The sequence below is a fragment of the Chryseobacterium sp. MDT2-18 genome (genome assembly GCF_030815285.1).
Taxonomy (GTDB): domain Bacteria; phylum Bacteroidota; class Bacteroidia; order Flavobacteriales; family Weeksellaceae; genus Kaistella; species Kaistella salivictor.
Map to the genome: position 1 here is coordinate 20,653 of NZ_JAUSWQ010000009.1, position 25,217 is coordinate 45,869.

Annotated in this window: 19 protein-coding genes and 1 tRNA gene; 14 read left to right on the plus strand and 6 right to left on the minus strand. The window is 37.8% G+C overall.

The annotated features are described in order from the left end of the window. Positions 1-91 precede the first annotated feature (91 nt). A complete protein-coding gene (locus tag QF004_RS09985; protein WP_307426009.1) occupies positions 92-1,765 on the minus strand; it encodes a glutamine--tRNA ligase/YqeY domain fusion protein in 1,674 nt (557 codons plus the stop codon). A gap of 460 nt (positions 1,766-2,225) precedes the next feature. Between QF004_RS09985 and QF004_RS09990 the strand changes: the two genes are divergently transcribed. From QF004_RS09990 to QF004_RS10005, 4 genes are all read left to right on the plus strand, one after another. After that, entirely contained in the window at positions 2,226-2,966 is a 741-nt protein-coding gene (locus tag QF004_RS09990) for a sensor histidine kinase (protein ID WP_307425761.1), read from the plus strand. Between the two features lie 725 nt (positions 2,967-3,691). Beyond that, entirely contained in the window at positions 3,692-7,903 is a 4,212-nt protein-coding gene (locus QF004_RS09995) for a T9SS type B sorting domain-containing protein (protein ID WP_307425764.1), read from the plus strand. A gap of 119 nt (positions 7,904-8,022) precedes the next feature. Beyond that, entirely contained in the window at positions 8,023-8,985 is a 963-nt protein-coding gene (locus QF004_RS10000; protein ID WP_307425767.1) for a YpdA family putative bacillithiol disulfide reductase, read from the plus strand. A 175-nt stretch (positions 8,986-9,160) separates the two neighbouring features. Further along, the gene (locus QF004_RS10005; protein ID WP_307425772.1) at positions 9,161-9,892 is read left to right on the plus strand and encodes a DUF3575 domain-containing protein; all 732 of its coding nucleotides are present in this window, start codon (positions 9,161-9,163) and stop codon (positions 9,890-9,892) included. A 78-nt stretch (positions 9,893-9,970) separates the two neighbouring features. Here the strand turns inward: QF004_RS10005 and menC are convergent, their stop codons facing one another. Together menC and fbp are read right to left on the minus strand one after the other, a co-directional pair. Beyond that, positions 9,971-10,975, minus strand: coding sequence for an o-succinylbenzoate synthase (gene menC / locus QF004_RS10010; RefSeq protein ID WP_307425774.1), 1,005 nt, complete (start codon positions 10,973-10,975; stop codon positions 9,971-9,973). Between the two features lie 49 nt (positions 10,976-11,024). Then, positions 11,025-12,041 carry a class 1 fructose-bisphosphatase gene (fbp, locus tag QF004_RS10015; RefSeq protein ID WP_282906264.1) on the minus strand — a complete coding sequence of 339 codons (1,017 nt, stop codon included), beginning with the start codon at positions 12,039-12,041 and terminating at the stop codon, positions 11,025-11,027. Between the two features lie 263 nt (positions 12,042-12,304). Here fbp and QF004_RS10020 point away from each other — a divergent pair, with 263 nt between their 5' ends. The 4 genes from QF004_RS10020 (at position 12,305) to QF004_RS10035 (ending at position 16,625) form a co-directional block, all read left to right on the plus strand. After that, positions 12,305-13,543 (plus strand): aspartate kinase, encoded by a 1,239-nt coding sequence (locus tag QF004_RS10020; RefSeq protein ID WP_133438686.1) that lies wholly within the window; start codon positions 12,305-12,307, stop codon positions 13,541-13,543. 5 nt (positions 13,544-13,548) lie between these two features. Continuing rightward, complete coding sequence (locus tag QF004_RS10025) at positions 13,549-15,387, plus strand: lysophospholipid acyltransferase family protein (RefSeq protein ID WP_307425779.1); 1,839 nt, start codon at positions 13,549-13,551, stop codon at positions 15,385-15,387. Between the two features lie 86 nt (positions 15,388-15,473). Continuing rightward, positions 15,474-15,546 (plus strand) — tRNA-Phe (locus tag QF004_RS10030). A 488-nt stretch (positions 15,547-16,034) separates the two neighbouring features. Then, a complete protein-coding gene (locus tag QF004_RS10035) occupies positions 16,035-16,625 on the plus strand; it encodes an HD family hydrolase (protein ID WP_307425782.1) in 591 nt (196 codons plus the stop codon). A gap of 76 nt (positions 16,626-16,701) precedes the next feature. Here QF004_RS10035 and QF004_RS10040 read toward each other — a convergent pair whose 3' ends face one another. After that, complete coding sequence (locus tag QF004_RS10040; protein ID WP_307426011.1) at positions 16,702-18,852, minus strand: DNA mismatch repair protein MutS; 2,151 nt, start codon at positions 18,850-18,852, stop codon at positions 16,702-16,704. A 95-nt stretch (positions 18,853-18,947) separates the two neighbouring features. Here QF004_RS10040 and QF004_RS10045 point away from each other — a divergent pair, with 95 nt between their 5' ends. Both QF004_RS10045 and QF004_RS10050 read left to right on the plus strand, forming a co-directional pair. Continuing rightward, a complete protein-coding gene (locus tag QF004_RS10045; protein WP_307425785.1) occupies positions 18,948-19,454 on the plus strand; it encodes a GNAT family N-acetyltransferase in 507 nt (168 codons plus the stop codon). A 51-nt stretch (positions 19,455-19,505) separates the two neighbouring features. Further along, complete coding sequence (locus QF004_RS10050; protein ID WP_307425788.1) at positions 19,506-20,147, plus strand: uracil-DNA glycosylase; 642 nt, start codon at positions 19,506-19,508, stop codon at positions 20,145-20,147. On the opposite strand, the gene QF004_RS10055 is transcribed toward QF004_RS10050, so the two are convergent. Further along, positions 20,134-20,754 (minus strand): hypothetical protein, encoded by a 621-nt coding sequence (locus tag QF004_RS10055; protein WP_307425791.1) that lies wholly within the window; start codon positions 20,752-20,754, stop codon positions 20,134-20,136. The genes QF004_RS10050 and QF004_RS10055 overlap by 14 nt on opposite strands. Positions 20,755-20,766: 12 nt before the next feature. Next, positions 20,767-21,252, minus strand: coding sequence for a DUF456 domain-containing protein (locus QF004_RS10060; RefSeq protein ID WP_307425794.1), 486 nt, complete (start codon positions 21,250-21,252; stop codon positions 20,767-20,769). Between the two features lie 69 nt (positions 21,253-21,321). On the opposite strand from QF004_RS10060, the gene QF004_RS10065 reads away from it, so the two are divergent. The 4 genes from QF004_RS10065 to QF004_RS10080 are packed head-to-tail and all read left to right on the plus strand — an operon-like array spanning position 21,322 to position 25,161. Continuing rightward, a complete protein-coding gene (locus tag QF004_RS10065; protein WP_307425796.1) occupies positions 21,322-22,581 on the plus strand; it encodes a mechanosensitive ion channel family protein in 1,260 nt (419 codons plus the stop codon). 4 nt (positions 22,582-22,585) lie between these two features. After that, entirely contained in the window at positions 22,586-23,305 is a 720-nt protein-coding gene (locus tag QF004_RS10070) for a pyridoxine 5'-phosphate synthase (protein WP_307425799.1), read from the plus strand. A 42-nt stretch (positions 23,306-23,347) separates the two neighbouring features. Further along, a complete protein-coding gene (locus QF004_RS10075) occupies positions 23,348-24,358 on the plus strand; it encodes a YhcG family protein (RefSeq protein ID WP_307425802.1) in 1,011 nt (336 codons plus the stop codon). A gap of 17 nt (positions 24,359-24,375) precedes the next feature. Next, entirely contained in the window at positions 24,376-25,161 is a 786-nt protein-coding gene (locus QF004_RS10080) for an alpha/beta fold hydrolase (RefSeq protein WP_307425805.1), read from the plus strand. The last annotated feature ends 56 nt before the right edge of the window (positions 25,162-25,217 follow it).

The window sequence follows — 25,217 nt, forward strand, 5'->3', positions numbered from 1 at the left end:
TTTTGATTTTCAGCAATGTATCTGAAATTTAAGTCAAATAAAATGAAAAAACTCCGGAAATTCCGAAGTTTTAAATGTTTTCTTTAAAAAATTACTCTGGCTTGAAACCGTCTTTTAAAGTTACCGTTCTGTTAAACACAATTTTTTCCGCAGAAGAATCTCTGTCTTTGGTGAAATAGCCAATTCTTTGAAATTGATAAGGATGACCGGTTTCAGCGTTTTCTAAACTGGGTTCTGCAAATCCCTGAACGATCTTTAAACTTTCAGGATTAATGAATTCCATGAAATCTGTTTCCTTCTCTGCATCGGGTTGTGGCGTAGTAAACAATCGGTCGTAAATTCTTACTTCAACAGGCAGCGCATGTTTTGCTGAAACCCAATGGAGTGTTCCTTTTACTTTTCGCAAACTTTCTTCCGTTCCACTTCCGGATTTACTTTTCTCGTCGTAAGTTGCATAAATGGTTGTAATTTCACCATTTTCATCTTTGTCTACACTTTCTGCTTTAATGATATAGGCCGATTTCAAACGGACTTCCCCGCCTAATTTCAAACGGAAGAATTTCTTGTTTCCTTCTTCTTTGAAATCTTCTCTTTCGATATATAGTTCTTTCGAGAAGGGAACTGTTCTTGTTCCTGCATCTTCCTGCTCAGGATTATTCTCGGTTTCCAGCCATTCTTCCTCGTTTTCCGGGTAATTGGTAATGACCAGTTTTACCGGATCGATTACCGCCATTACACGGGTTGCGATTTTATTCAAATCCTCACGTACGAAAAATTCCAGCAACTGAATGTCGATCAGATTTTCTCTTTTCGCCACACCAACTCTTTCAATAAAATTTTTAATGGAAGCCGGGGTAAAACCTAATCTGCGCATCCCCGAAATGGTAGGCATTCTTGGATCATCCCAACCTGTAACGGCGTTCTCGGCAACCAAGCGCTGTAATTTTCTTTTAGAAGTGATCATATAAGAAACATTCATGCGCGCAAATTCACGTTGCTTGTTTCTGGTGGTCCCTTTTACGTATACCTGATCTAAATACCAATCGTATAACGGCCGGTGATTTTCAAACTCTAAAGAGCATAAAGAGTGAGAAATCTGTTCGATATAATCGGATTCACCGTGCGCCCAATCGTACATCGGGTAAATTTTCCATTTGTCGCCGGTTCGGTGATGCGGTCTGTTTAAAATCCTATACATCACAGGATCGCGCATATTCATATTGGGAGAAGCCATATCGATTTTTGCACGAAGCGACATCGCACCTTCTTCGAACTCACCGTTTTTCATTTTTTCGAAAAGAGCTAAACTCTCTTCAACCGGACGGTTTCTAAATGGAGATTCAACGCCATCTTCGAAAGGGTTTTTTCTTTGTTCAGTAATTTTTTCAGAGGGTTGCTCATCGATATAAGCCTTACCGTTTTTAATCATCTGAACGGCCCAGTCGTACAATTGGTCGAAATAATCGGAAGCATACAATTCCTGATCGTATTTGAAACCCAACCAGTCAATATCAGCTTTGATGGCATCTACAAATTCCTGTTCTTCTTTTTCAGGATTGGTGTCATCAAAACGAAGATTTACAGGCGCACCATATTTCTCGCCCAACCCGAAGTTGATGCAAATGGCTTTCGTGTGGCCTACATGCAGGTATCCATTGGGTTCTGGCGGGAAACGGAAACGTAATTTTTCTTTCGGTAATCCATTCGCTAAATCTTCTTCTATTATTTGCTCAATAAAATTGAGGGGTTTTTTATCTTCTTCCATGGGATTGTTCATTGCGCAAATTTAGCGAAAAGTGAGGAAATTAAAAAGTAGAATATTTTGGTGTTCTTTTTCGTAAAATAAGAAGTTGCCGCATTTATTTTTCAACTAAAAGCAAAATTATTCAATGGTCTGAGGGATTATATTTTGTATCTTTAATGTTCTTCTTTCCGGCGTTTTTATCTAAGTTATATAGCAAAAATAGGAGGGGGCTATTATTTAAAAAGAAATTTTTGGGTATATGCTCTGCTTTTTTGGAGTATTTTTTCTCTGCTGGATTTACCGATAAGAGTTTGGAGGAAGTAGTTTGGTGGTAAGCAATAATTAATATCGTTTTTAAAATGACAACTTTTATTATCTTTCTTTTCTTTTTCATCGCAGTTGTCCGTACCTAATAAACCTGTATCCTGTGGTTACACATTTGCCTTTTGAGATAAGACCTTCTCATCTTCTCACTGTTTTTATGATGGTGACATTTGCAGTTTTTATCATTTTCCTGATCATTCTTACTAACCGTAAAAAGGCGATGTCGAAAAAGAAAAATGAACTCAAAGAAGCAGAATTTAAAAATCTGATCCTGCAAAAAGAAATTGAAGTGCAAAAAGAAGCACAGGCAGAAAAGCAACGGATCTCCCGCGATATGCATGATGATTTTGGGTCGGGTATTTCCGCTTTGAAACTTCAGATCGAATTTTTGAAACTTTCAAAACACGATGGCAGTATTGATGCGAATATTGAAGATTTATTAACAAGTTGTGATCATCTGAATCATTCCATGCGTGAAATGTTGTGGAGTTTGAATTCAAGTTATGACAGCTTGGAAAGTTTCATCAATTATGTGACTGTTTACGCAGTGAATTTCTTTAAGAAAACAAAAATAAAACCGCATATCCATAATGAAGGTCACCAAAATATAGTGCTGGGAACTGTTATTCGCCGTAATTTGTATCTGTGTGTCAAAGAAGCTCTGAACAATATTTACAAACACAGCTCAGCCGAAAATGTCTTCCTTAACTTTGAACAGAAAGAAAACCATTTTGTACTTGACGTGAAAGATGACGGAGTCGGACTGAGCTCCAACCACTCAGGAGGGAATGGATTTGCCAATATGGAAAGCAGAATGACTGCGATGAAAGGTCAATTTAAAATCCTTCCTTCCGAAAAAGGGTTACATCTTCAATTCATTTTATCATTAGCAGAGTAATGATGGATTTCTTTTTAGTTAAACACAAAGGACTGAAAGCTGAATTAAAGTTAAACAAAGGCGCTTTGTTTATTAAAGAAATGCAGTTCTTTGAAGTTTAATTTATTCAAAATTATTTACGAACTTTTATATTGAAGAATTAAATGTTATTCTATTGAAAAAGCAGTGCGATTATAATGCGTTTGACCTTGAGCGTTAAGATGATTCTCAACTAGTAATGGCATTTTATTTAAACACCGACTTTGTTTTTGTTTTTAAATTCGGTTTTATCACCTCACAGAGAGCTTTTTTTTCTAATGATAAATTTAAACATTATATTTAAATTATGAGATTTATTTTAATCTTAATCCTCTTTTTTAAGATAAATAAGCTGTCGGAGGTCAGATAATATTAATTAATATAATTGTCAGGTATTTGTCTCAAGGATCCTTATTTATTTCTCTCAATCCGCGAAAAAGCCCGGTCTCTCTACAAAATGAAAATGTTTTCAATCCCGCTGCAAATATTGTTCTTTTATGGCAAGTAAACTCTGTACTACACAGTCTGTCAGTGTTTTTCAATATTTATTTTTAAATGACAAAAGTTGATTTATTAAATTTAACTTAACATAATATAAATAATTCGGAATATAATCGTACATTGCGGACTCAAATTCAAGGAAGTTTCTTTCCGAAAAAAAACACAAATTTTGAAAGGTAAATTATAGAAAAATTGTAAATAGTGCTATGCATAGAACATTAATTTTTTTAACATTATCTTTTTTAACGTTCTGCCTGCCTTTATTTGGTCAGCAGTTTTGTAATGCGGTAAAAATCACTGATCTTAACGGCAGCGAAGATCCTTTTATAGACTGCAGTTATCCACTCGACGGAAGCTGTCTTCAACTGAAAGCGACCTATCCCACTTTTTTTGAAACGACCTCTTACCTTATTTCTTTGGAAAATTACACTCCTTATGGCGATTTTAATGCCGGAACGCCGCTAAATGCAGATGCGGATGATTTGTTTTTCGGTAAAATAAATATTCCTTTTAATTTTTGTTATTTCGGAAAAAATTACAGCGAGGTAATTGTAGGCAGCAATGGTGTTCTTACTTTTGACAGTACCCAGTTGGGAAAAGTAAATTATCCCAATGTGGAGAATCCTAATCCAAGCATTACCCTTCCTAAGAACAGTATTTTTGGCGTATTCAGTGATTTGGTTTTTTCGAAAGCCGACGATTCTGAAGTGTATTACAGTATTATCGGAACAGCTCCCTGCCGGAAACTCGTCGTGAATTTTTATAAAGGAAGAGTACTGGGATGTAATCAAACGGTGACTTCCCAAATTGTGCTTTCAGAAGGTTCTAACATTGTGGAGATTTTTGTGGAAAATAAACCGCTGCTTTGTGCAGAAGCAAAATTTAAAAATTCGCTTTTGGGAATTATAAATTCAGCAGCGACCATAGGATATTCACCTGCCGGCAGAAATTCGGGAATTTGGGCAGCGCAAAATGAAGCCTGGAAATTTATGCCAAACGGTAATGCGATCATTCCGCAGGTTTCCTGGTTCAATTCAAGCAATGCAAAGGTTGGAAGTGGAGATGTTGTAAAGGTTTGTCCGGAAAAAAATGAAATTTATACTGCAAAAGTTTCCTATCCGATTTGTGGTAATCTGGAGTATGTTTTGCAGGATACTTCATCGGTAGCTTATGCGCTGGATTATCCTTTGGCAAAAAATTCAACTGAAGTTTTCTGCGGAAACAATTCATTTAATGTTAATCTGGAGGATTATGTTGCTGATCTTACGCCACAAAATCCGGGTAATTTGATTTTTAGTTTTTATAATTCCTTGGCAGACGCCCAGAATGCGGTGAATCCGCAACCGGCAAATTTTGTGCTGAGCGCAAACAGGATTTTTTATGTGCGCGTTCAAAGTAAGTCTGAGCCGGGTTGTTTTCGGACTGCCGTTGTAAATCTTAATCTCATTTCTAAAAGTTTGCTTACTTCCAACATCGGTATCTGTGATATTAATAATGATGGTTTAGAAAACAATTTTAAACTTTCACTTTTTAACCCGAAATTATTTGCTTCGCCTGTTAACGGAAGTATTCATTATTTTTTATCGCAGGCAGATGCCGAAAATAATATTAATGAAGTTCAAACGGCTAATCTTGTTAACGGTTTTCAGTTTTACGTTAATTATAAAACCGCGACATGCAGCCAGACTTTTGGTCCAGTTACACTGAATTTTTTATCGTCACCGGTGGTAAATTCTCCGATACCATTGGTTCTCTCCACCTGTGATTATTTGGGTGATTTGACGGAACCTTTTGATTTTATGGCGATATTGGGTTCCCAAGTCACCTCCGATCCAAACATGATCTTAAGTTTCTATGCAACCTACCAGGAAGCGTATTCCGGTACAGGTGCTGTTTTGACTACTATTAGAGATGGGAATTATCAGGTTTATGTAAGAGTGCAGGCACCTGGAGGCTGTTTCAGTGTTGCTACCATCAATTTAGATATTACTTTCACGAAAGTTGAAGCCAAAGACGAAACTGTTTATATCTGTTTTGATGGAACTAAGGATATGGCTGTTGATTTAAATGATTATGCGTCGAAAATGTTGTTACAGTCTCCCATTGGTATCACAACAACATTCTTTTTATCAGCCACTGACGCAGAAAAAGATGTAAATCCAATTTCAAATTTCCAGATCATTACGGATAACGGCGATCTGGTGACCAAAACTTTTTATGTGAAATTCTCTGACGCTACAGATTGTTATGCGGTGAGAACAATTGAAATTAATTTGGTGCATGTGGTCATAAAACAGTCTAAGTTTGATATTTGTGACTTTAAAAATGATGGCACAGAAAATGTGACGCTTTCTACCCTGAGCAAACGGATCATAGGATCTCAGAATGCTTCTGTTTCCTATTTTTCTAATCTCACTGATGCCCAGAACAATACGAATGTGATCAGCAGTTATAACGTTCAGAATACAGCGAAACTCTTCGTGCGAATAGTATCATATAGTTGTTCAGCAGTTTTTGAAATTGAGCTTTCTTTGGTTTCAACACCCGTTGTTAAGGAATTGATCACAGTTGTTAAAAACGATGTATGTGATAATAATAATGATGGACTGGAAGCCTTCGATCTCACCAGTTATGAATCCGAAATTTATACAGGTTCTGATGCCGTCAGCTTTCAGTACTATACCGATTATAATCCTGCGAACAATTCTTTGACAGGTTTGATCTCAACGCCTTCTGGATTTGTTATTCCCAAAACGAAGGTTGTTTACGTGAAGGTCTCTTTTAGAAGTGGTTGTTTTTCTGTGAGCACGATAAATATCCAACTGAATTTTTTACCGGTTGTTGTTTTAAAAAAAGCAGTTCTTAAAAAATGTGATTATGACTTTAATCTCAACGAATCTTTTGATCTGACAGAGGCTTTGCCGCAGTTATTTAATCCAAATGAAAATTTACTCACCATTGGCGATCTCACGGTTTCTTATTATAAAACAGAAAGTGCGGCCAATGCAGGAGTTCCTGCTGCCCAAATTAGTTCACCGGTAGTCACCATCAATTCAAAAACAACTGTATGGGCGAGGTTTACATCTAAGTCTATCGGCTGTTATTCTGTAGCGCCGATCGAGCTCTTGACCTATCTTCCTCCGAAAGCGATGAGCGCTGTAATTGCAGACTTGTGCGATGAAAATCTTGATGGATTAACAGATGTTGATTTAACGGCTTTTACGCATCGAATGGTGTATACAGAAGATCCCGAAAATACTTTCAGTTTTTTCCGCACCAAAGCAGATGCAGATACCAATACCAATCGGATTGCAAATCCGGATAAATTTAGCTTTGGCCCTTCTCTTACGAGAATTTGGGTGCGGGTAGAAAATATCCCGGGATGTTTTGATACCGCTTCCATTGATTTATCTCTGGGAAATAAAATTACCTTTAACAATGGCGGACCGTTTCTAATTAATAACTGTGACACGGGAAACGACAACGTAGAAAATGTGGATCTCACGCAGTTTGAAAAAACTATTTATTCCGGCACTGCGAATTTTGAGTATTACCCGACTCTTTTAGATATAAATAACGGAACCAATATAATCGCCAGTCCCAATAATTATTTATTTAATGAAAATACGGGACCTGAAACAATCTTTGCCAAAGTAAGCGCACCGGGATTCTGTCCGGAAAAGGTGGGAATTAAATTAAATCTTAAGAAAACCCCCATGTTCAGTTTGCCGGATTATTATTTCTGCCCGGATGGTTTTGTGGATATTAAACCCGATTTTTCTAATCTTGGTATTGTGAAATTTGAGTGGAGGAATCCGGCAGGAGAATTAATCTCCACCACCCAAGAATTAAAAAATGTAAAAACAGCGGGCGTTTATTCACTAGCGGTAACCGCCTCTAACAACTGTACCTTCACTACTGATGTAAATGTTAAAATTTATGAGGTTCCCATTATCACTAAATTATTGCCCAACGGAAATTCCTACACGGTCATTGCAACCGGAAGCAAGAAAATCCTTTATTCCCTCGACGGAATTAACTATCAGGATTCAAATGTTTTTTATGATTTACCTTATGGCGTAATCACGTTTTATGTGAAATTTGAAGGATCAGATTGTAATCCACAAATAAAAAAAGGATTGGTTTTAGATATTCGAAATGCTTTCAGTCCGAATGACGACGGTATTAATGATACCTGGATTATCGATGATCTCAATGTTTTTGATGGCCAGAAAACAAACTTGAAAGTATTCAACAGATTCAAAGAAAAGATTTTTGAACAGGAAAGTGCAACCCGTTTAGAGTGGGATGGCAAAACTTTAGGTCGCGTGGTTTCTACGGATGCTTACTGGTATGTTTTAACTTTGGCCGATGGCCGCGTGTTTACAGGCTGGGTTTTAGTGAAAAACAGAAATTAAATCCCGGTTGCAATAAGTACAAAGCAACTTCTTTAATACTGTAATTGTCAATTTTTGAATTTACGAAATTACAGACGCTGTTTTAATCTGAAGAAATTTCAGTTCAATATATTTGCACTATGAAATTATATGATCTTATAATCATCGGTGGCGGTCCGATTGGCTTAAACTGTGCTTTGGAAGCCGAGAGAGCGGGACTTTCTTATCTCATCATCGAAAAGGGAACGATTGTAAATTCACTTTACCATTATCCTTTATATATGACTTTTTTCTCCACCGCCGATAAATTGGAAATTGCAGATATTCCCTTTATTTCTACCGCGCAAAAACCGGGTAGGAGAGAAGCGCTGGAATATTATCAGGGAATTTCGAGACATCGGAAAATAAATATCAATTTATACGAAGAGGTTTTAAAAGTGACTGAGAAAGATAATTTCTTAATTGAAACGGACAAAAGTAAATATCTCGCCAGGAAGGTTATCATCGCCACAGGTTTCTACGATATTCCGAATATGATGAATGTCAAAGGAGAAGATCTGCCCAAGGTCAAGCATTATTATTCCGAGCCTTATCCTTATGCCGATCAAAAAATTGCCGTGATCGGTTCCAGTAACTCTGCGGTTGATGCGGCTTTGGAAACCTACCGAAAAGGGGCAGAAGTCACCATGATTATCCGTCATGCTGAAATCTCTAAAAGCGTGAAATATTGGGTAAAGCCGGATATTGAAAACCGAATTAAAGAAGGAACTGTTGCCGCTCACTTCAATGCAGAGGTTTTAGAAATAACTCCGGAAACCATTATCTTTAAAGATGAAAACAACACTATCCGGGAAATAGAAAATGATTTTGTCTTAGCTATGACCGGTTATCTTCCGAATTTTGAATTCCTGAAAAATTCCGGCATCGAACTTCATGGGGATCATCTCAAACCTTTTTATAATGAAGATACCATGGAGACCAATGTGGCTGGTTTATATTTGGCCGGCGTAGTTTGTGGAGGTAAAGACACGCATCTGTGGTTCATTGAAAACTCGCGGGTTCATGCAGAAATCATTATGAAAGATATTTTGGCTAAAATTTGAAATCTAGGTGAATGCCTATACAATCCCTTTTAAAAAGGACAAAATTCAAATTTGAAAAACAGCAAATCAAAAGAATAATTTGTAAATAACTGCTGACCCTATATGTGTAAATTACGCATGTTTCTTTAATATTTTTTAATATCTTAGGCTTATCTTAAATGAAAATCTAATACCAATGAATAACAACAACCCTATGAGGACTTTATTTTTCATGCTGCTTATTTCAGGCACTTTTTTTTCGCAAACCGCTTCACCGGAGAAAATGAATATTGTTAAAACAAACCTCACGGCTTACGCGTTTCGAAATGTGAATCTCAGTTACGAGCGTATTATCAACCAAAAATTCTCCGTTGCCGTTGGATTCGGGTCCATGGGAAAGGGAGGTGTTCCTTTTAGCAGCAGTTATATAAAAGATACAGAACTTTCCAACATCGAAGTTTCTTTGACAAATTTCACCATAGAACCGAGAATATATTTGGGCAAAGGATATGGACATGGTTTTTATCTGGCGCCCTATTACAGGTATTCATCTTTTAATGCTGATAGTGTAGTGCTAACTTCAGATTACGGGATGGGAAATGTTGCTTTGAAAATTTCAGGTAAAGCAAGCGGAAACAGTGGCGGATTATTGGTCGGCGCCCAATGGTTTTTAGGTAAAAAAGATAATTGGGTTTTAGACTGGTGGATTATTGGCGCCCATTACGGGAAAGGCAATGGAAACTTCCGTGGAAATTCATCCAGAATCCTAACGCCTTCTGAGCAGCAGGAATTGAAAAAAGAAATTGAAGGCCTTGATATTCCTTTCGTAAAATATACTGCCACAACAGATGCGAACGGAGCAAGTATTAATGTTGATGGACCGTGGGCCGGCGTGAGATCTGGTCTGTCAGTGGGATATCGGTTTTAATATTTAATTTTTCATTACAGCTATTTCGGCTCAGCTTTGAAAACTTCAATAAAGAATTCAAAACTGAGCCGTAATAATTTATCTCATCATCAATTCATCTCCATGCAGAACCAACCTGGTTTCTACATTGTTGGTAAACAATCCGCCGGTTCCCAAACCTTGCGGAATTTTTGGATTTTTCGTAAAAGTATATTGTGCAATCGCATTCAGGCCGATATTGCTTTCCAGGGCAGACGTAATCCACCAGCCGATGCCTTTGTTTTCGGCGAAAGAAATCCATTCGTCGGTTCCGGAAAAACCGCCAACCAAGGACGGTTTCAAAATAATAAACTGCGGATTGATCTTTTCTAAAAGCTCTTTTTTATCCTCGAAATTTAAGACGCCAATCAGCTCTTCATCCAAAGCAATCGGTGTTGGAGTCGTCTTGCAAAGTGCGGCCATTTGATCGGTGTTTCCAGCTTTAATCGGTTGTTCGATAGAATGAATTCCCAAATCCGAAAGTTCCTGTAATACCACTTTGGCTTCTTCAAAACTGAAACCACCGTTGGCATCAACCCTTAATTCGAGTTCCTCTTTCGGGAATTGTGCCCGCAGCTGCTTTAAGATTTCTTTTTCCGACTTCCAGTCCGCACCGATTTTCAGTTTGAGGCAATGAAAGCCCTGGTCAAGTTTCTCTTTAATTTGTTGCTGCATAAAAGCCGCATCGCCCATCCAAATTAAGCCATTGATTTTGATGGAAGAATATCCTTCTGAAAAATCGCTGGGAAAATAGAGGTCTGCACCGTTATTCAGATTCAGCATCGCCTGTTCATAACCAAACCAGATGGAAGGAAAATGAAGCAGTTCTTTTCTGAGAAGTTTCTTGTTCTCATTGATGTTGTCGCAAAGCCACTGAAGCATTTCCTCATACTCGGGAACGTCTTCAAAACTGAGTCCGCGGAAAATTGCGCATTCTCCGGTTCCTTTTTTATCACCCTCGGTGATTTCGAGAATATAGGTTTCCTTGGAAGTTAGAATACCGCGGGATGTTCCGCTGGCTTGTTTGAATTCTAAAAGATATTGTTTAAAAGTTGCTTTTTTCATAAAAAAAGTCAGAGCACGCTCTGACCGGATTAGATTGTTTTTGTTTTGATTATTTCGCAGCGGCTTCTCTCATAAACTCTTCTGCTTTTTCTACCATATCATAACTTCCGCAGAAAAACGGAACTCTTTGATGCAGTTCGGTCGGTTGAATTTCCATAATCCTCTGGAAGCCGTCGGTGCATTTTCCGCCTGCCTGTTCAGCCAGGAAGGCCATTGGATTGCATTCGTATAAAAGCCTCAGTTTACCGTTGGGTGACTGCGAAGTCGAAGGATAAATATAGATTCCGCCTTTGATCATATTTCGGTGGAAATCAGAAACCAAACTTCCGATATATCGGGAAGTGTATGGGCGGTCTTCTTCTTCTCGCTGGCAATATTTGATATAATCTTTCACACCCTGCGGAAATTTAATGTAATTTCCTTCATTAATGGAATAGATTTTTCCGGTACGGGAGAACATCATATTGGGATGGGAAAGGTAATAAGTACCTAGACTTGGGTCCAGTGTAAAACCATTGACGCCATTTCCGGTCGTGTAAACAATCATCGTGGATGAACCGTAAACCACATATCCTGCAGCGATCTGATTGACTCCTTTTTGTAAGAAATCCTCCAGAATAACTGGAGTCCCCGGTTCGGAAACTCTTCTGTAAATCGAGAAAATAGTTCCTACAGAAACATTCACATCGATGTTTGACGATCCGTCTAAAGGATCAATTAAAACCACATATTTGCTCAAATGCGCATTGCAGCTTGCCTGAATTTCGATAAAGTCATCGCTCTCTTCCGAGGCAATTCCGCACACCACTTCTCTTTGGGATAATGCTTCGATGAAAATTTCATTGGCCAGTACGTCTAACTTTTGCTGTTCTTCGCCCTGAATGTTTTCATTACCGGCTTTGCCGATGATGTTAGCGATTCCGGCTTTGTTCACCTGGCGGTTAACCACTTTCGAGGCCAAACGGATGGCGCTCAGCAGACGGGAAAGTTCCCCGGTGGAATACAAAAAATCTTCTTGTTTGTCGATGATGAATTCACCAAGAGTTTGGAACGACTGTTCTGACATTATTTTACTTTTTGGGTTGTTACAAATTTCGTAAAATTCTTTCAATTTAGCAGCATTTGTTTTTATTAAATGACAGAAATCGGCGTTTCTTTTCTCTAAAGCGTGCTTCTGGAAAATTATCTCATAACTATTATTTTTTTAATCTCCTTTTTAATATGAATCCAAGTTTTTTTTATTCATCGATAATTAATAATTTTGACCCCTGGTATTATGTACAGAGATTGCCTCTGGTGAAAATAAATTATTGATATTGAACTGTTTAAATGAAGGTTTTTAAATTTGGAGGCGCATCGGTAAAAGATGCACAAAGTGTAAAAAATGTAGCCCTGGTTTTAGAAACGCAGGGTTTTCAGAGTTGTCTCCTCGTGGTTTCGGCCATGGGAAAGACCACCAACGCTTTAGAAAAAGTCGTTGAGAACTATTTTTCCAAAACCGATTACCAGGCTGAAATCGAAAAAGTGAAACAGAATCATTTGCAGATTTCACAGGATCTGTTTGCAGAGAACCATCCCGTTTTTGCTGAGATTTCTGTCTTTTTTGGTGATATCGAATCTTTTTTAAGAAGAAATAAATCGCCGAATTACAATTTCGTTTACGATCAGGTGGTGAGTTGTGGTGAATTGATATCTTCTAAAATTCTGAGCGAATACCTGAACGATATTCAGTTTAAAAATACCTGGTGTGATGCGCGTGACTTTATTAAGACCGACAATAATTACCGCGAAGGAAATGTCAACTGGCAGGAAACTGAACAGAAAATGAACTCGCTGAATCAGCAGAACTGTTATGTGACACAAGGTTTCATTGGTTCTGATGATAATAATTTTACGGTCACTTTAGGAAGAGAAGGATCCGATTATTCGGCCGCAATTTTCGCCTATTGTCTGAATGCAGAAGCCATGACGATCTGGAAAGACGTTCCCGGAGTCATGACGGGCGATCCCAGAAAGTTTGCGGATGTTTCCCTACTCGACCATATTTCCTACGAAGATGCCATAGAAATGGCTTATTACGGCGCATCGGTAATTCATCCCAAAACGCTGCAGCCGCTTAAACAAAAGAATATTCCTTTTTATGTAAAATCCTTTTTGGAGCCCAAAAATCCGGGAACCAAAGTTGGCGCGAGTGAAGAAAGAAGCCAGAAAGAATCTTTTATTTTAAAGGAAAACCAGCATTTGATGAGGATTGCAACGCGAGATTTTTCTTTCATTGCTGAGGAGCATTTAAGCCAGATATTTTCTCTTTTGGCCAAATATAAAATCAAAATTTCTTTGATGCAGAATTCTGCGATTTCTCTGGATCTGTGTTTGGAAGATCTCTATCTGACTGTTGAAGAACTGGATGAAGAACTTCAAAAACTGTTCAATACAGAAATTATTAAAAATGTTTCGCTTTATACCATAAGAAACGCTAATTTAGAGCAGTTGAATAAATTTTATCAAGATAAAAAAATATTGCTGGAGCAGATTTCCCAAAAAACCATACAGGTTGTAATTAATTAATTTCAATGAGTTTAATTTCTAAAAGTGATTTGATTAAAGCGTCGGGTTTAAGCAAATTAGGATTACTGAAAAATCCTGCCGCATCAGCGATTATGCGGTTGACAAAAATCGATGAGGTTAATAAATTATACGATGTGCTGAAAGACAAAGTCGGAAAAGATTTTTTTGATTCTTTCGTGCGCGAACGTGATTTGAAATATATCGTTTTCGAAGAAGACTTGGCCAGAATTCCCAAAACCGGTTCTTTCATTTTGGTTTCCAATCATCCGCTCGGTGCTATTGATGGGATTTTAATGACCAAAATTCTTACCGAGATTCGGCCTGATTTCAAGATCATGGGGAATTTTTTATTAGAAAAGATTGAACCGATGAAGCCTTTCGTCATTTCGGTAAATCCCTTCGAAAACAGAAAAGAGCTCAGAAGCAGTTCTGCAGGAATGCGTGAATCTTTAAAACACTTAGAGAATGGCGGCTGCATCGGAATTTTCCCGGCCGGCGAAGTTTCGAACCGGAACAACGAATTCGGTGAGATTTTAGATAAAAAATGGGAAAAGCCTGCGCTGAAATTAATCAAGATGGCAAAAGTTCCCGTGGTTCCGATGTATTTTCATGCAAAAAACAGCCGGTTATTTTATCAGTTGGCAAAGGTGCATCCTGATTTACAAACGCTTTTATTGCCATCTGAAATGATGTATAAAAGAGAAAAACCCATCCGGATCAGACTGGGAAAACCGGTCTCGGTAAAAGTGCTGGAAGATCATGATACCATCGAAGAAATGGGGGAGTTTCTGCAAAAGAAAATCCTCCTTTTGAAGTCTTATTACGAAAAAAGGAAATCGATTACCGACCGCTTAAATATTCCCAATCTGAAACTTAATTTTTCTCTGAAAAAAGAAGCCAATGTCGTTCAGAATATTATTGATGAAACACCGACAGCAGATATTGTAGGTGAAATAGAAACGCTCAGCAAAAATGATAAAATGCTTTTCAGGAATGGAAATTATGAAGTATTTTTTGCCTCGTATAACGATATCCCTTCCATCATGCGTGAAATCGGAAGGCAGCGCGAACTTACCTTCAGGAAAATCGGCGAGGGAAGCAATCTCCCGTTTGATCTTGATGAATATGACGAGCATTATCACCATTTGTTCCTGTGGGACAGCCAGGCGCAGAAATTAGCCGGAGCTTACCGCATGGCCTTGGGAAGTGAAGTGATGAAGAAGCACGGTATCGATGGCTTTTACACCAGTTCTCTTTTTGAATTTGATCCCGAACTCCGCCCTTTTTTCAGGAAAGTGATCGAGATGGGAAGAGCCTATATTTCCGAGGAATATCAGCAGAAGCCGTTACCACTTTTCCTTTTGTGGCGCGGTATTGTGCATGTCTGTTTAAGAAATCCCGAACATAAATTCCTGATGGGCGGCGTAAGTATTTCCGATAAGTTCTCGGAATTCTCCAAATCCCTGATGATTGAGTTTATGAGGTCTCACTACTACGATTCTGCCGTGGCGCAGTACATTCACCCTAAAAATGAGTTTAAGGTGAAGTTAAAGGACCGTGACAAGCATCTTTTTTTCGATGACGTAGAATCTGATTTGAATAAGCTCGATAAGATTATCGACGATTTGGAGCCGGAAATGCGTATGCCTGTTTTGATTAAAAAATATATCAAGCAAAATGCGAAAGTGATTTCTTTCAATGTAGATCCCAGTTTTAATGACGCGATTGATGGGTTGATGTATATTCGGATTAGTGAATTACCGGAGAGTACGATAAAGCCGGTTTTAGAAGAAATGAGTGAACAGATCAGACGGGAAGAAAATAATGTCTCTGATAATCAGTAATATTGTTAAAATTGTTAAAATTAGTTTGCAAATGATTTGCATGGTAAGGATAAAGTTGTTACTTTTGCACCACTCAATTAACGAAAGGTCTCTTAGCTCAGTTGGTAGAGCAATGGATTGAAAATCCATGTGTCCCTGGTTCGATTCCTGGAGAGACCACTTTAATTACAATCACTTACGATTCTCGTAGGTGATTTTTTTTGGTTTAGCACGATTTACGCACGAAAAATGGGATCAGTATCAAGGATCAGTATCAAAACTTGGGGACTAGGCAAAAATTTTGAATAATGTGAAAATGATACAGTCCTTAGTCAGCAATCGGATTTCTGTGCGGGAGCTAAAAAGATATTGGAGCTTCGCAAACTATACCCATTTCTCCACATAACCAAAGTGCACTCATCCCCATACCAACCCCTGGCTTATGCTGACTGTATGCTGACTCTTATCATGGTTTCAGGAGGTGAATATCGGTATTTGTAGAATAATTGAAGGTCTGGCTCCTCTTTATTGCCTGGTTGAATCAGCAGGAATTTAAAAATTAACATTCTTCAAAATTAAATATTTATATCTTTCTCCCCAAGTTTTATACTTGATCCGAAAAATGAACTTTTTATAAGTTCCGAGCTTTTTTTTCCGAAATTAGCAACATGGTTTTAGAAAAAGAAATAAATTTTATTCTCGCCCTGGATGAGTTGAAAAATGTGAATCGCAGAAACTTTAATCTGGATAATTCACGCCGGGAAAATACTGCCGAACACAGTTGGCAAATCGTGGTTTTTGCGCAGATTTTATGGCCTTATGCAAAAGATAAAAAACAAATCGATCTTCTGCGGGTCATCAAAATGCTTTCTATTCACGATGTGGTTGAAATCGAAGCCGGTGATACTTTTATTTTTGACGAAAGTGCAATGACCGGTAAATATGAAAGAGAATTGGCAGCTGCAAAGAAGACGTTCGGCATATTGGATGAACCTTTAAGTTCCGATTTTCTTAGTCTTTGGATTGAGTTTGAAGCCGAAGAAACTCCGGACGCCGTTTTCGCCTGTGCTGTCGACCGGATAATGCCATTTATTTTAAATGTTTATGGTGATGGTGTCAGCTGGACGGAAGCTGGAATACAGCCGCACCAGGTTGAAAATATCGTAGGCAAAGCAGTGAGAAAGGCTTCCGAAGAAATGGGAGAAGCGTTTGATATTTTGCTTAGAAAGGCAATTGATGAAGGCAAGTTGGAAAGCTGATTTGTAATATTTTGGATACAAATAAAAAATGCGGGATTGAAAAATCTCGCATTATTTATTTAAGTTTATTTAAATTTTAAATCCGCTCCAACTCATCACCAGAAATCTGCGTTTTGAAACTTCCGTAGTTTACGGAAACTTTCCCGTTTTTCTCTATTTTATCGATGGTTCCTACGCTTGCGGATCCTTTTATTCGGACACGCTGGCCAACTTTCATCCAGACGGCGCGTTCTTTTTGGCGTTTGTCTTCCAGTTTTTCATTGGTCTCCACGATTTTTTCCCGAACATCCACTTTCTTTAACTGCTGTGTGATTTTGCGTTTTACGATCTGCAGCTTTTTATTTTCATCTTTATCAGCGCCGAGTTTGCGGAACTTTTCCTGCTCCAGAATTTTTACAAAATCTGCCACGACCAGTTTCCGCGATTTCCCTTTGACATAAGAATCGATGAATGCTTCAATTTTATTTCCGAACTGCAGCTTGCGGTGTTCGTCTTCGTAGAGTTTCTGAAAATTAAAAAGTTTCTGCTCCAGTTGCTCATTCAGTTTTTCCAGATTTTCTTTTTTGTTTTGAGTGGAATCTCTTTTTTCTGTCAGGTCGGTTTTCAGCTTTTCGACTTCAAATTTTTCCTGCTGTAATTTTACAATCGTTTTATCCAGATTAATAATATCGTGTTCCACTTTCTTTTTAGCAGATTCAATGATGAATTTCGGGATTTTGTTTTTCTCGGCAACTTCAAAGGTGAATGAGCTTCCGGCTTGTCCGACTTCTAATTTGTACAGTGGTTCCAGAGAATGTTCATCAAAAAGCATTGCGGCATTTTGCGCATTGGGCAACTGTTCGATGACGAGCTTAATGTTGGTGTAATGCGTGGTAATAATAGAAAAACTTTTCTTGTCGTAGAAGAATTCCAGAAAAGCTTCTGCTAAAGCACCTCCCAATTCGGGATCAGAACCCGTTCCGAATTCGTCGATGAGCAACAGCGTTTTGGCATCGGCTTCCCGAATGATTTTCGACATTTTTTTGAGCCGCGAAGAGTACGTCGAAAGATGGTTTTCTATCGATTGATTGTCGCCGATATCGGTCATTAATTTATCAAAGAAAAACATTTCAGATCTCGGATGAACCGGAACAAGAATCCCACTCTGAATCATCAGTTGCAGTAAGCCGACGGTTTTCAAAGTAATCGATTTCCCACCGGCATTCGGTCCGGAAATACACAAAATGCGGTTCTGTTCGGTTAAGGTTAAAGTCTGTGGAAATATTTTTTTCTTTTCAACTTGATTTCTAATCAGCAATAATGGATGAAAAGCGTTGATCAGGCGCATCGTTCGGTGACGGTTGATTTTGGGTAAAATACCGCCGATTTTTTCAGCGAATTTTGCTTTGGCCCGTGTGACATCCAAATCAAAAATATATTTTTGGTAAGAATAAAGTTGAGGTTGAAATTCTGAAATTTCAAAGGTTAATTTCCGCAATATTTTATCGACTTCTTTCTTTTCTTCTTCAATATCTTCCTTTAATTTAAACTGATGTTTTACTACCGATTCCGGTTGGATATAAGTAATCGAGCCGGTTTTAGAAAGTCCCAGAACTCTTCCCGGAACCCGCTTTTTATAACCGGATTTTACGGCTAAAACCCTTTGGTCGTCTACAATACTCTCGCGGATATCATCGAGAAAATCAGTGGAAGAAAGCGCGGTAAGTGCCCGGTTAAAGTTTTCCTGAATTGTTTTTTTGGCGTGGGAAATATCAGCCCGCAAAGTTTTCAGAACTGGAGACGAGTCGCTTTTCACTTCCCCAAAACGGTTGAAAACCTTGTCGATTTTGTCGACGATTTCCTTCCGGTATTCTAGATCTTTAACATCGTTATTGAGATGAAGAAATAAATCTTCATACGCGGGATAAAATTTTTGAAGCCGGGCAATTTGCTCCGTCAGACTTTTTATTTTCAGGAAAGCCGCATTGTCTAATCTGAAATTTTCAATCAGCATCAGTTTTAATTCTGCGTCGATATCTTCAAATTCGCTGAAAGGAATCGCGTTGTCACTTTCAAAACTCGATAAATATTCGGCCACTTTTTTTAAGGATAATTCGGCCTCATCAATATCAAATGGTCGGATGGCTGCAATTTTAGCTGCCGTTTTTTTCGAGAAAGCAAAAGGGGAAATCTCCGCCAAAAGTTCCGGAAATTCGAGTTCGTTTAAATCTTCTTTTTGTATATGCACACGCAAATTTACTTATTTTGAGGCCATAGTTACAAAAGTTTTGAGACAACGGTTTCGACAATGCAAAATTAATTTCTAAATTATATCTTTGAAAGATGAAGTTTTCTACTGAAAGATTAATTTTGCGAACGGTCACAGAATATGATGCCCACGACATTCTAAACATTAGAAGCAATATTGGAATTAATGAATTTCTTCACCGCGATCCTCCGAAAGATTCTTTTGAAGCGCTCTATTTTATTTTAAATATCAAAAGAAAAACGGAGAATAAAGAAATCGTTTTTCTGGGAATTACGCTCGGAAATGACCCGAAATTAATAGGCACAATTTGCCTGTGGAATTTTTCTAAAGATAAATCTACGGCTGAACTAGGATATGAATTACTGCCGAATTATCAGGGAAAAGGAATCATGTCGGAAGCCGTAAACTGTATTTTGGATTATGGTTTCAATGATTTGAACTTAAAGAAAATCGAAGCTTTTACCAATAAAAATAATTTGGACTCTATAAAATTACTCGAGAAAACAAAATTTGTTTTAAGCAAAAAACGAAAGGATGAAAAGTACCCGGAAAATATTATTTTTGAATTAAGCGCCATTTAAAAAATCACCACATCACCACATCACCACATCAATTAATCATCAAATCATACAATGACCTGGACTGAAATTCTTTCTCCGATTACAAACACCGGATATTTCAAAAATATTTGCCGAAAAGTAGAAGAAGCTTATGCAACACAAAAATGTTTTCCGCCAAAAGAGGAAATATACAGAGCGTTGGATTTAACTCCTTTTGAAAACGTAAAAGTAGTGATCATCGGACAGGATCCTTATCATAATGATGATCAGGCGAACGGTCTGTGTTTTTCTGTTTCTGAAAAAGTAAAAGCACCGCCTTCGCTTAAAAATATTTTTAAAGAACTGAAAGATGATCTGGGAATTGAAAGATCCAGAACAGACCTCGATGACTGGGCGAAACAGGGCGTTTTGCTATTGAATGCCACCTTGACAGTGAAAGCCCACGAACCGAATTCTCACAAAAATATAGGCTGGGAAAAATTCACCGATTTTATCATTAAAGAGATTTCAGATAAAAAGGAAAATGTAGTCTTCGTTTTATGGGGCGCATTTGCACAAAAAAAAGAGGAACTGATTGATTCCTCCAAACATTTTATCGTAAAATCTGCGCATCCGTCGCCATTTTCTGTTTATCGGGGTTTTTATGGAAGCAAACCCTTTTCGCAGATTAATGATTATTTGAAATCGAAAAAGATAAATCCTATTTCGTGGTAATCCCTCCTTTCTGAGTTGGGGAATCTCCCGGCGTTTCTTTTTCAAACTGAAGAGCAATTTTGTAGCTTCCTTTTAATGCTTTAAATCCCTTGGCAGAAGTGATGTCCGGACTTACTTCGACCAGCGAAATCTTATATCCATTGAAGTTTTGGGTATTGTAATAGCTTCTGCTTGCATCATTCATCGTGCTGAGCTGTAAAATTACAGGTCTGGTATAAATACCCATCACTTCTATTTCTGCCATTGCATTTCCGGCCCAGACGCATTGTACGTCTTTCGGGCAGCGGCTGTCTTCAAGCATTCTTTTGAAGGTGACATTCATCTCATATTCCTTCAGGAATTTGTTTTCGCCTTCTTTGAAATAAACCACATTTTTTTTATTTGAGATTGATTGCTCCTTTTCTGCCGTTTTCACTGGTTGGTCGTCGGGTGGCACAACTGTCGACATTGCCGACGCTTCTTTTTTGGGAATAGGTTGCGAACTGGAATCCGTTATAACTGTGGTGTTTTTTACTTTGCCTGTTTTTGTTGCATTTGTTGCAGTGTGACTCTGACAGGTTGCCAAAGTGAAAAAAGTCAGTGAGCTTACTAATATTCTGTAAATCATAGGATTGGTTTTTTAAAACAGATCAATTAAAACTACCAAAAACATTGCCAATCCCACGATGAAATTGAAACCTGTTCCGTAGAGAAATCCAATTAAAGCACCTTTGGTAGAATTCCAGGCTTTCTTTTTATCGGAGGCATCGTGCAGTAATTCGCCGATGAAAACGCCCAGAAACATCCCGATTAAAAATCCGAACGGAACAGGAATGAAAAATAATCCGACAAATGTTCCCACCACCGAACCTAAACTTCCCCAACGCGTGCCGCCATATTTCCGGTTGGTTCTGGCCGGAATTACATAATTGAGAACGGTCGACAGAATGGTGAGGAAAACGAAAATCCAGATATAAACCATGGATAAAGGTGCATCTGTTCCGAATTTATAAATCAACAAACCCGCTAAGCTCAATAATAATCCCGGCAAAACGGGCAGAAAAGTCCCTAAAATCCCAAGAACTAATAATATAATACTGACAATTTCAATTAAAGTAGTGTCCATCGTTACTAAATTTTGTTAAATGTACTTATAAATCTGCGAAAGACAAACAGAATTCTTATTTTTGCTGGGATGAATAAAGATCTGATAGATACTAAAGATTTACTGCAGAATGTAAGCGACTCGATTCACTTTTTTGTGAGAGATCATTCGCCGGATAGTTGGGTGCTGCTTCTTCAGATTTTATTGAAATTTGCTTTCTTTGTAGGCATAATCTACTTGGTTGATTTTCTTTTCAAACTGGTAATTAATACTATTTTTAAGTTATTTTTTGATAAAGATAAATATCCTGTTCTGAAGTCCATTTATGCTGCGAGAATTACGAATTCGTTTTCCCATATCATCGCGTTGCTTTTCGGTAGTTATGCCCTGTTTTCTATTTTCTACCGACACCCAAAAAGCTTTACTTTCTTAGAAAGAATGATGGGTTTATTCATCGTTTTTGTGGTGGCTGGAATGCTGTACCGGGGGATGAGTGCTTTCCGCAATTTCTTCGTCATCAAAAAAGATTATTATAAAATTATTGCATTGAATGCAGTTTCGCAAACCGTCAAAATTTTCGGAATTTTCGTGTCCTCCGTTGTTGCAATTTGTGTGATTTTCGGAATCAGCGGTTCTGCAATCGTTGGCAGTTTGGGAGCAATTACCGCCGTTCTGGTTTTGGTTTTCCGCGATACGATTCTTGGTTTTGTTACTGGGATTCATGTCGCAACTTCTAAAAATTTAAAAGTAGGTGACTGGATTGGCATCCCGAAATACAATCTGGAAGGAACCATTGTCGATTTAAATCTTTTAACAACGAAAATTCAGAATTTCGATAAGACGATCTCTACCATTCCGACTTATGACTTTCTGACCACAGAAATTAAAAATCTTCAGGTCATGTCAGAGAGCAATACCAGAAGAATTAAGCGCTCCATTATTTTTAATATTAAGTCTTTCAAATTTTTAAATTTAGAAGAGGTGGACCGGTTGTCTAAAATTAATTTACTCAGAGATTATCTTCAGGAAATGAAAGATGAAATAATCGAAGAACGGTCGCATATCGAAAATTCAGAACTTGTTATTAATGGCAGGCAACTGACTAATATTGGGGTTTTTCGGGAATATACCTTTAACTATCTTAGAAATAATAAGCATATCGATCAAAAAGGAACCTTGATTGTGAGGCAGCTGGAGAATACGCCTCATGGAATGCCGTTGGAAATTTATTGTTTCACAAACGATTCCGCATGGGTAAATTATGAGGGAATAATGGCAGATATTTTTGACCATCTTTTGGTAGCATCAAAAGAATTTGATTTAGAAATTATGCAGCTCAATAAAATTTAAAAAAATGACGAAACTTAGCGTAAATATTAATAAAATTGCAACCCTTCGAAATGCAAGAGGGGGCGAATTACCAAGTGTGACCGAAGCTGCCGTTAAGTTGCAGGAATTCGGTGCGCAGGGAATTACCATTCATCCAAGACCGGATCAAAGACATATTACCAGAAAAGATGTTTATGATTTAAAACCTTTAATTTATACCGAATTCAATATTGAAGGGAATCCGCACCGTCCGTTTATCGATATGGTTTTGGACGTAAAACCGGATCAGGTAACACTGGTTCCGGATACCGATGACGCTATTACATCTAACGCTGGCTGGGATTGCGAACACAATTTAGAATTTCTGAAACTGGTGATTGAGGAATTTAAAAATGCAGGAATCAGAACATCTATTTTCTTAGATCCAAATCCCGGAATGGTGAAATATGCTAAAGAAACAGGTGCCGACAGAATTGAATTATATACGGAAGCGTATGCAACCCATTATTCGAAAAATAAGGAAGAAGCGATAAAACCGTATATTGAAACCGCTTTGGAAGCAGAAAAATATGGATTGGGAATCAATGCCGGTCATGATTTAAGTTTAGAGAATTTAAAATATTTTGCCGATAATATTCCAAATTTACTGGAAGTTTCAATTGGTCATGCACTGATTTCCGAAGCGTTGTATATGGGTTTAGAAAATACAGTACAGGCTTATCTGAAGAGATTGGCGAAATGGTAGTATTGTTTTAAATATTAAAAGCTTTACGATTTTATTTAAAAAATGAATTTTGTTTCAGACATTCAGCATATTTTAGAACTGGCAAGGCAAAAGTCTTATTCCGCCATTAATTCTGCGATGGTAGAAGCATACTGGTTCGTCGGCAAAAGAATAGTTGAAGAGGAACAAAATGGGGAAGAAAGGGCAGAGTACGGAAAGTTTGTCGTCAAATCACTCGCAACAGAACTTACAAAGGCTTTGGGAAAAGGTTTTTCGGAGCGGAATTTGAGAAATTTCCGACAGTTTTACCTTACTTTTCCAGATGAAGAGATGCGGTACACACTGTGCGCCAAATTGAGCTGGTCTCACATAAGGTTGATTATGAGGCAGGATAATGAAAAAGCCAGAAACTATTATCTCAAAGAATCTGCAGAGAATAATTGGTCGGTAAGAACTTTAGACAGAAACATTTCTACCCTTTATTTTGAAAGACTTTTGATGAGTCAAAATAAGAAGGAAGTAGAAGAGGAGATGATCGAGAAAACAAAAGACTTTCAGTTGGATCCATTTGAATTTATTAAAAATCCCACGGTCTTAGAGTTTTTAAATCTTCCGAATAGTCTTTCCTACACCGAAAAAGAATTGGAGAAAGCTTTAATTGACAATCTTCAAAAATTTATACTTGAATTGGGGAAAGGTTTTGCTTTCGTAGAAAGGCAGAAATTAATCAGAACAGACCACAATCAATTCTTTATCGATTTGGTATTTTACAATTACAAACTTAAATGTTTTGTATTGTTGGATTTGAAAACTGCGAAAATTTCCCATCAGGATATTGGCCAAATGGATATGTATGTGAGAATGTTTGATGATTTAGAAAAATCAGAATCTGACAATCCCACCATCGGAATAGTGCTTTGTACCGAAACGGACAGTGATATTGCAAAATATTCTATTTTAAAAGGGAATGAACAATTGTTTGCCTCAAAATACAAACTGTTTTTGCCTACTGAAGAAGAATTGAGAAACGAAATAGAAAGAGAAAAGCAGATTTTTAACGCTCAGTTTGAATAAACTTTAATTAAAAAAAAATGGAAATTCTACACTCAAAAATATACGGAGAAGATCAACCCGGAATACCGCTTTTGGTATTTCACGGATTATTCGGGATGCTCGATAACTGGGGAAGTTTCGGCAAAGAAATGAGCGAGTTTTTCCCGGTTCATTTAATCGATTTAAGAAATCACGGCAAAAGTTTTCATTCATTAGAAATGACGCACGATGATTTGGCGCATGATATTCTGCATTATATGGAATTCCACAAGTTAGAGAAAGTCAATCTGTTAGGGCATTCTCTCGGTGGAAAAGCCGTGATGCAGTTTGCCATAAAATATCCCGTGAAAGTACAGAAACTGATCGTGGTTGATATCTCGCCAAAAGCCTATCCGCCCCATCATCAGGGGATTATAAAGGCTCTGGAAAGTATCGATTTCGATAAAGTGACTTCGCGGCAGGAAGTGGAAGAAGTTCTTTACCAATATATTCCTGAGAAATCGGTGATTCAGTTTTTAGCAAAAAACCTTTATTGGACGGATGATAAAAAACTGAACTGGCGGTTTAACCTGAAAACCCTTTCCGAAAAATACACAGAATTTGTTTCAAATGCCATAAAATTCGGCGTGTTTGCCGGAGAAACTTTATTTGTTTCGGGGGAAAAATCCAACTATATTTTGCCTCAGGATGAATTCCAGATTAAACAGCAATTTCCCAATGCATCAATTGTTACGGTAAAAAATGCCGGACATTGGGTGCAGGCAGAAAACCCGACTGACTTTAACGAACTGGTGAAAGATTTCCTTTCGGAAAACAGAGTTTAATTCTGGTTTATTTAAAAATATTCAAAACCTTCAATAACTCAAAGTTTCAAATCTCA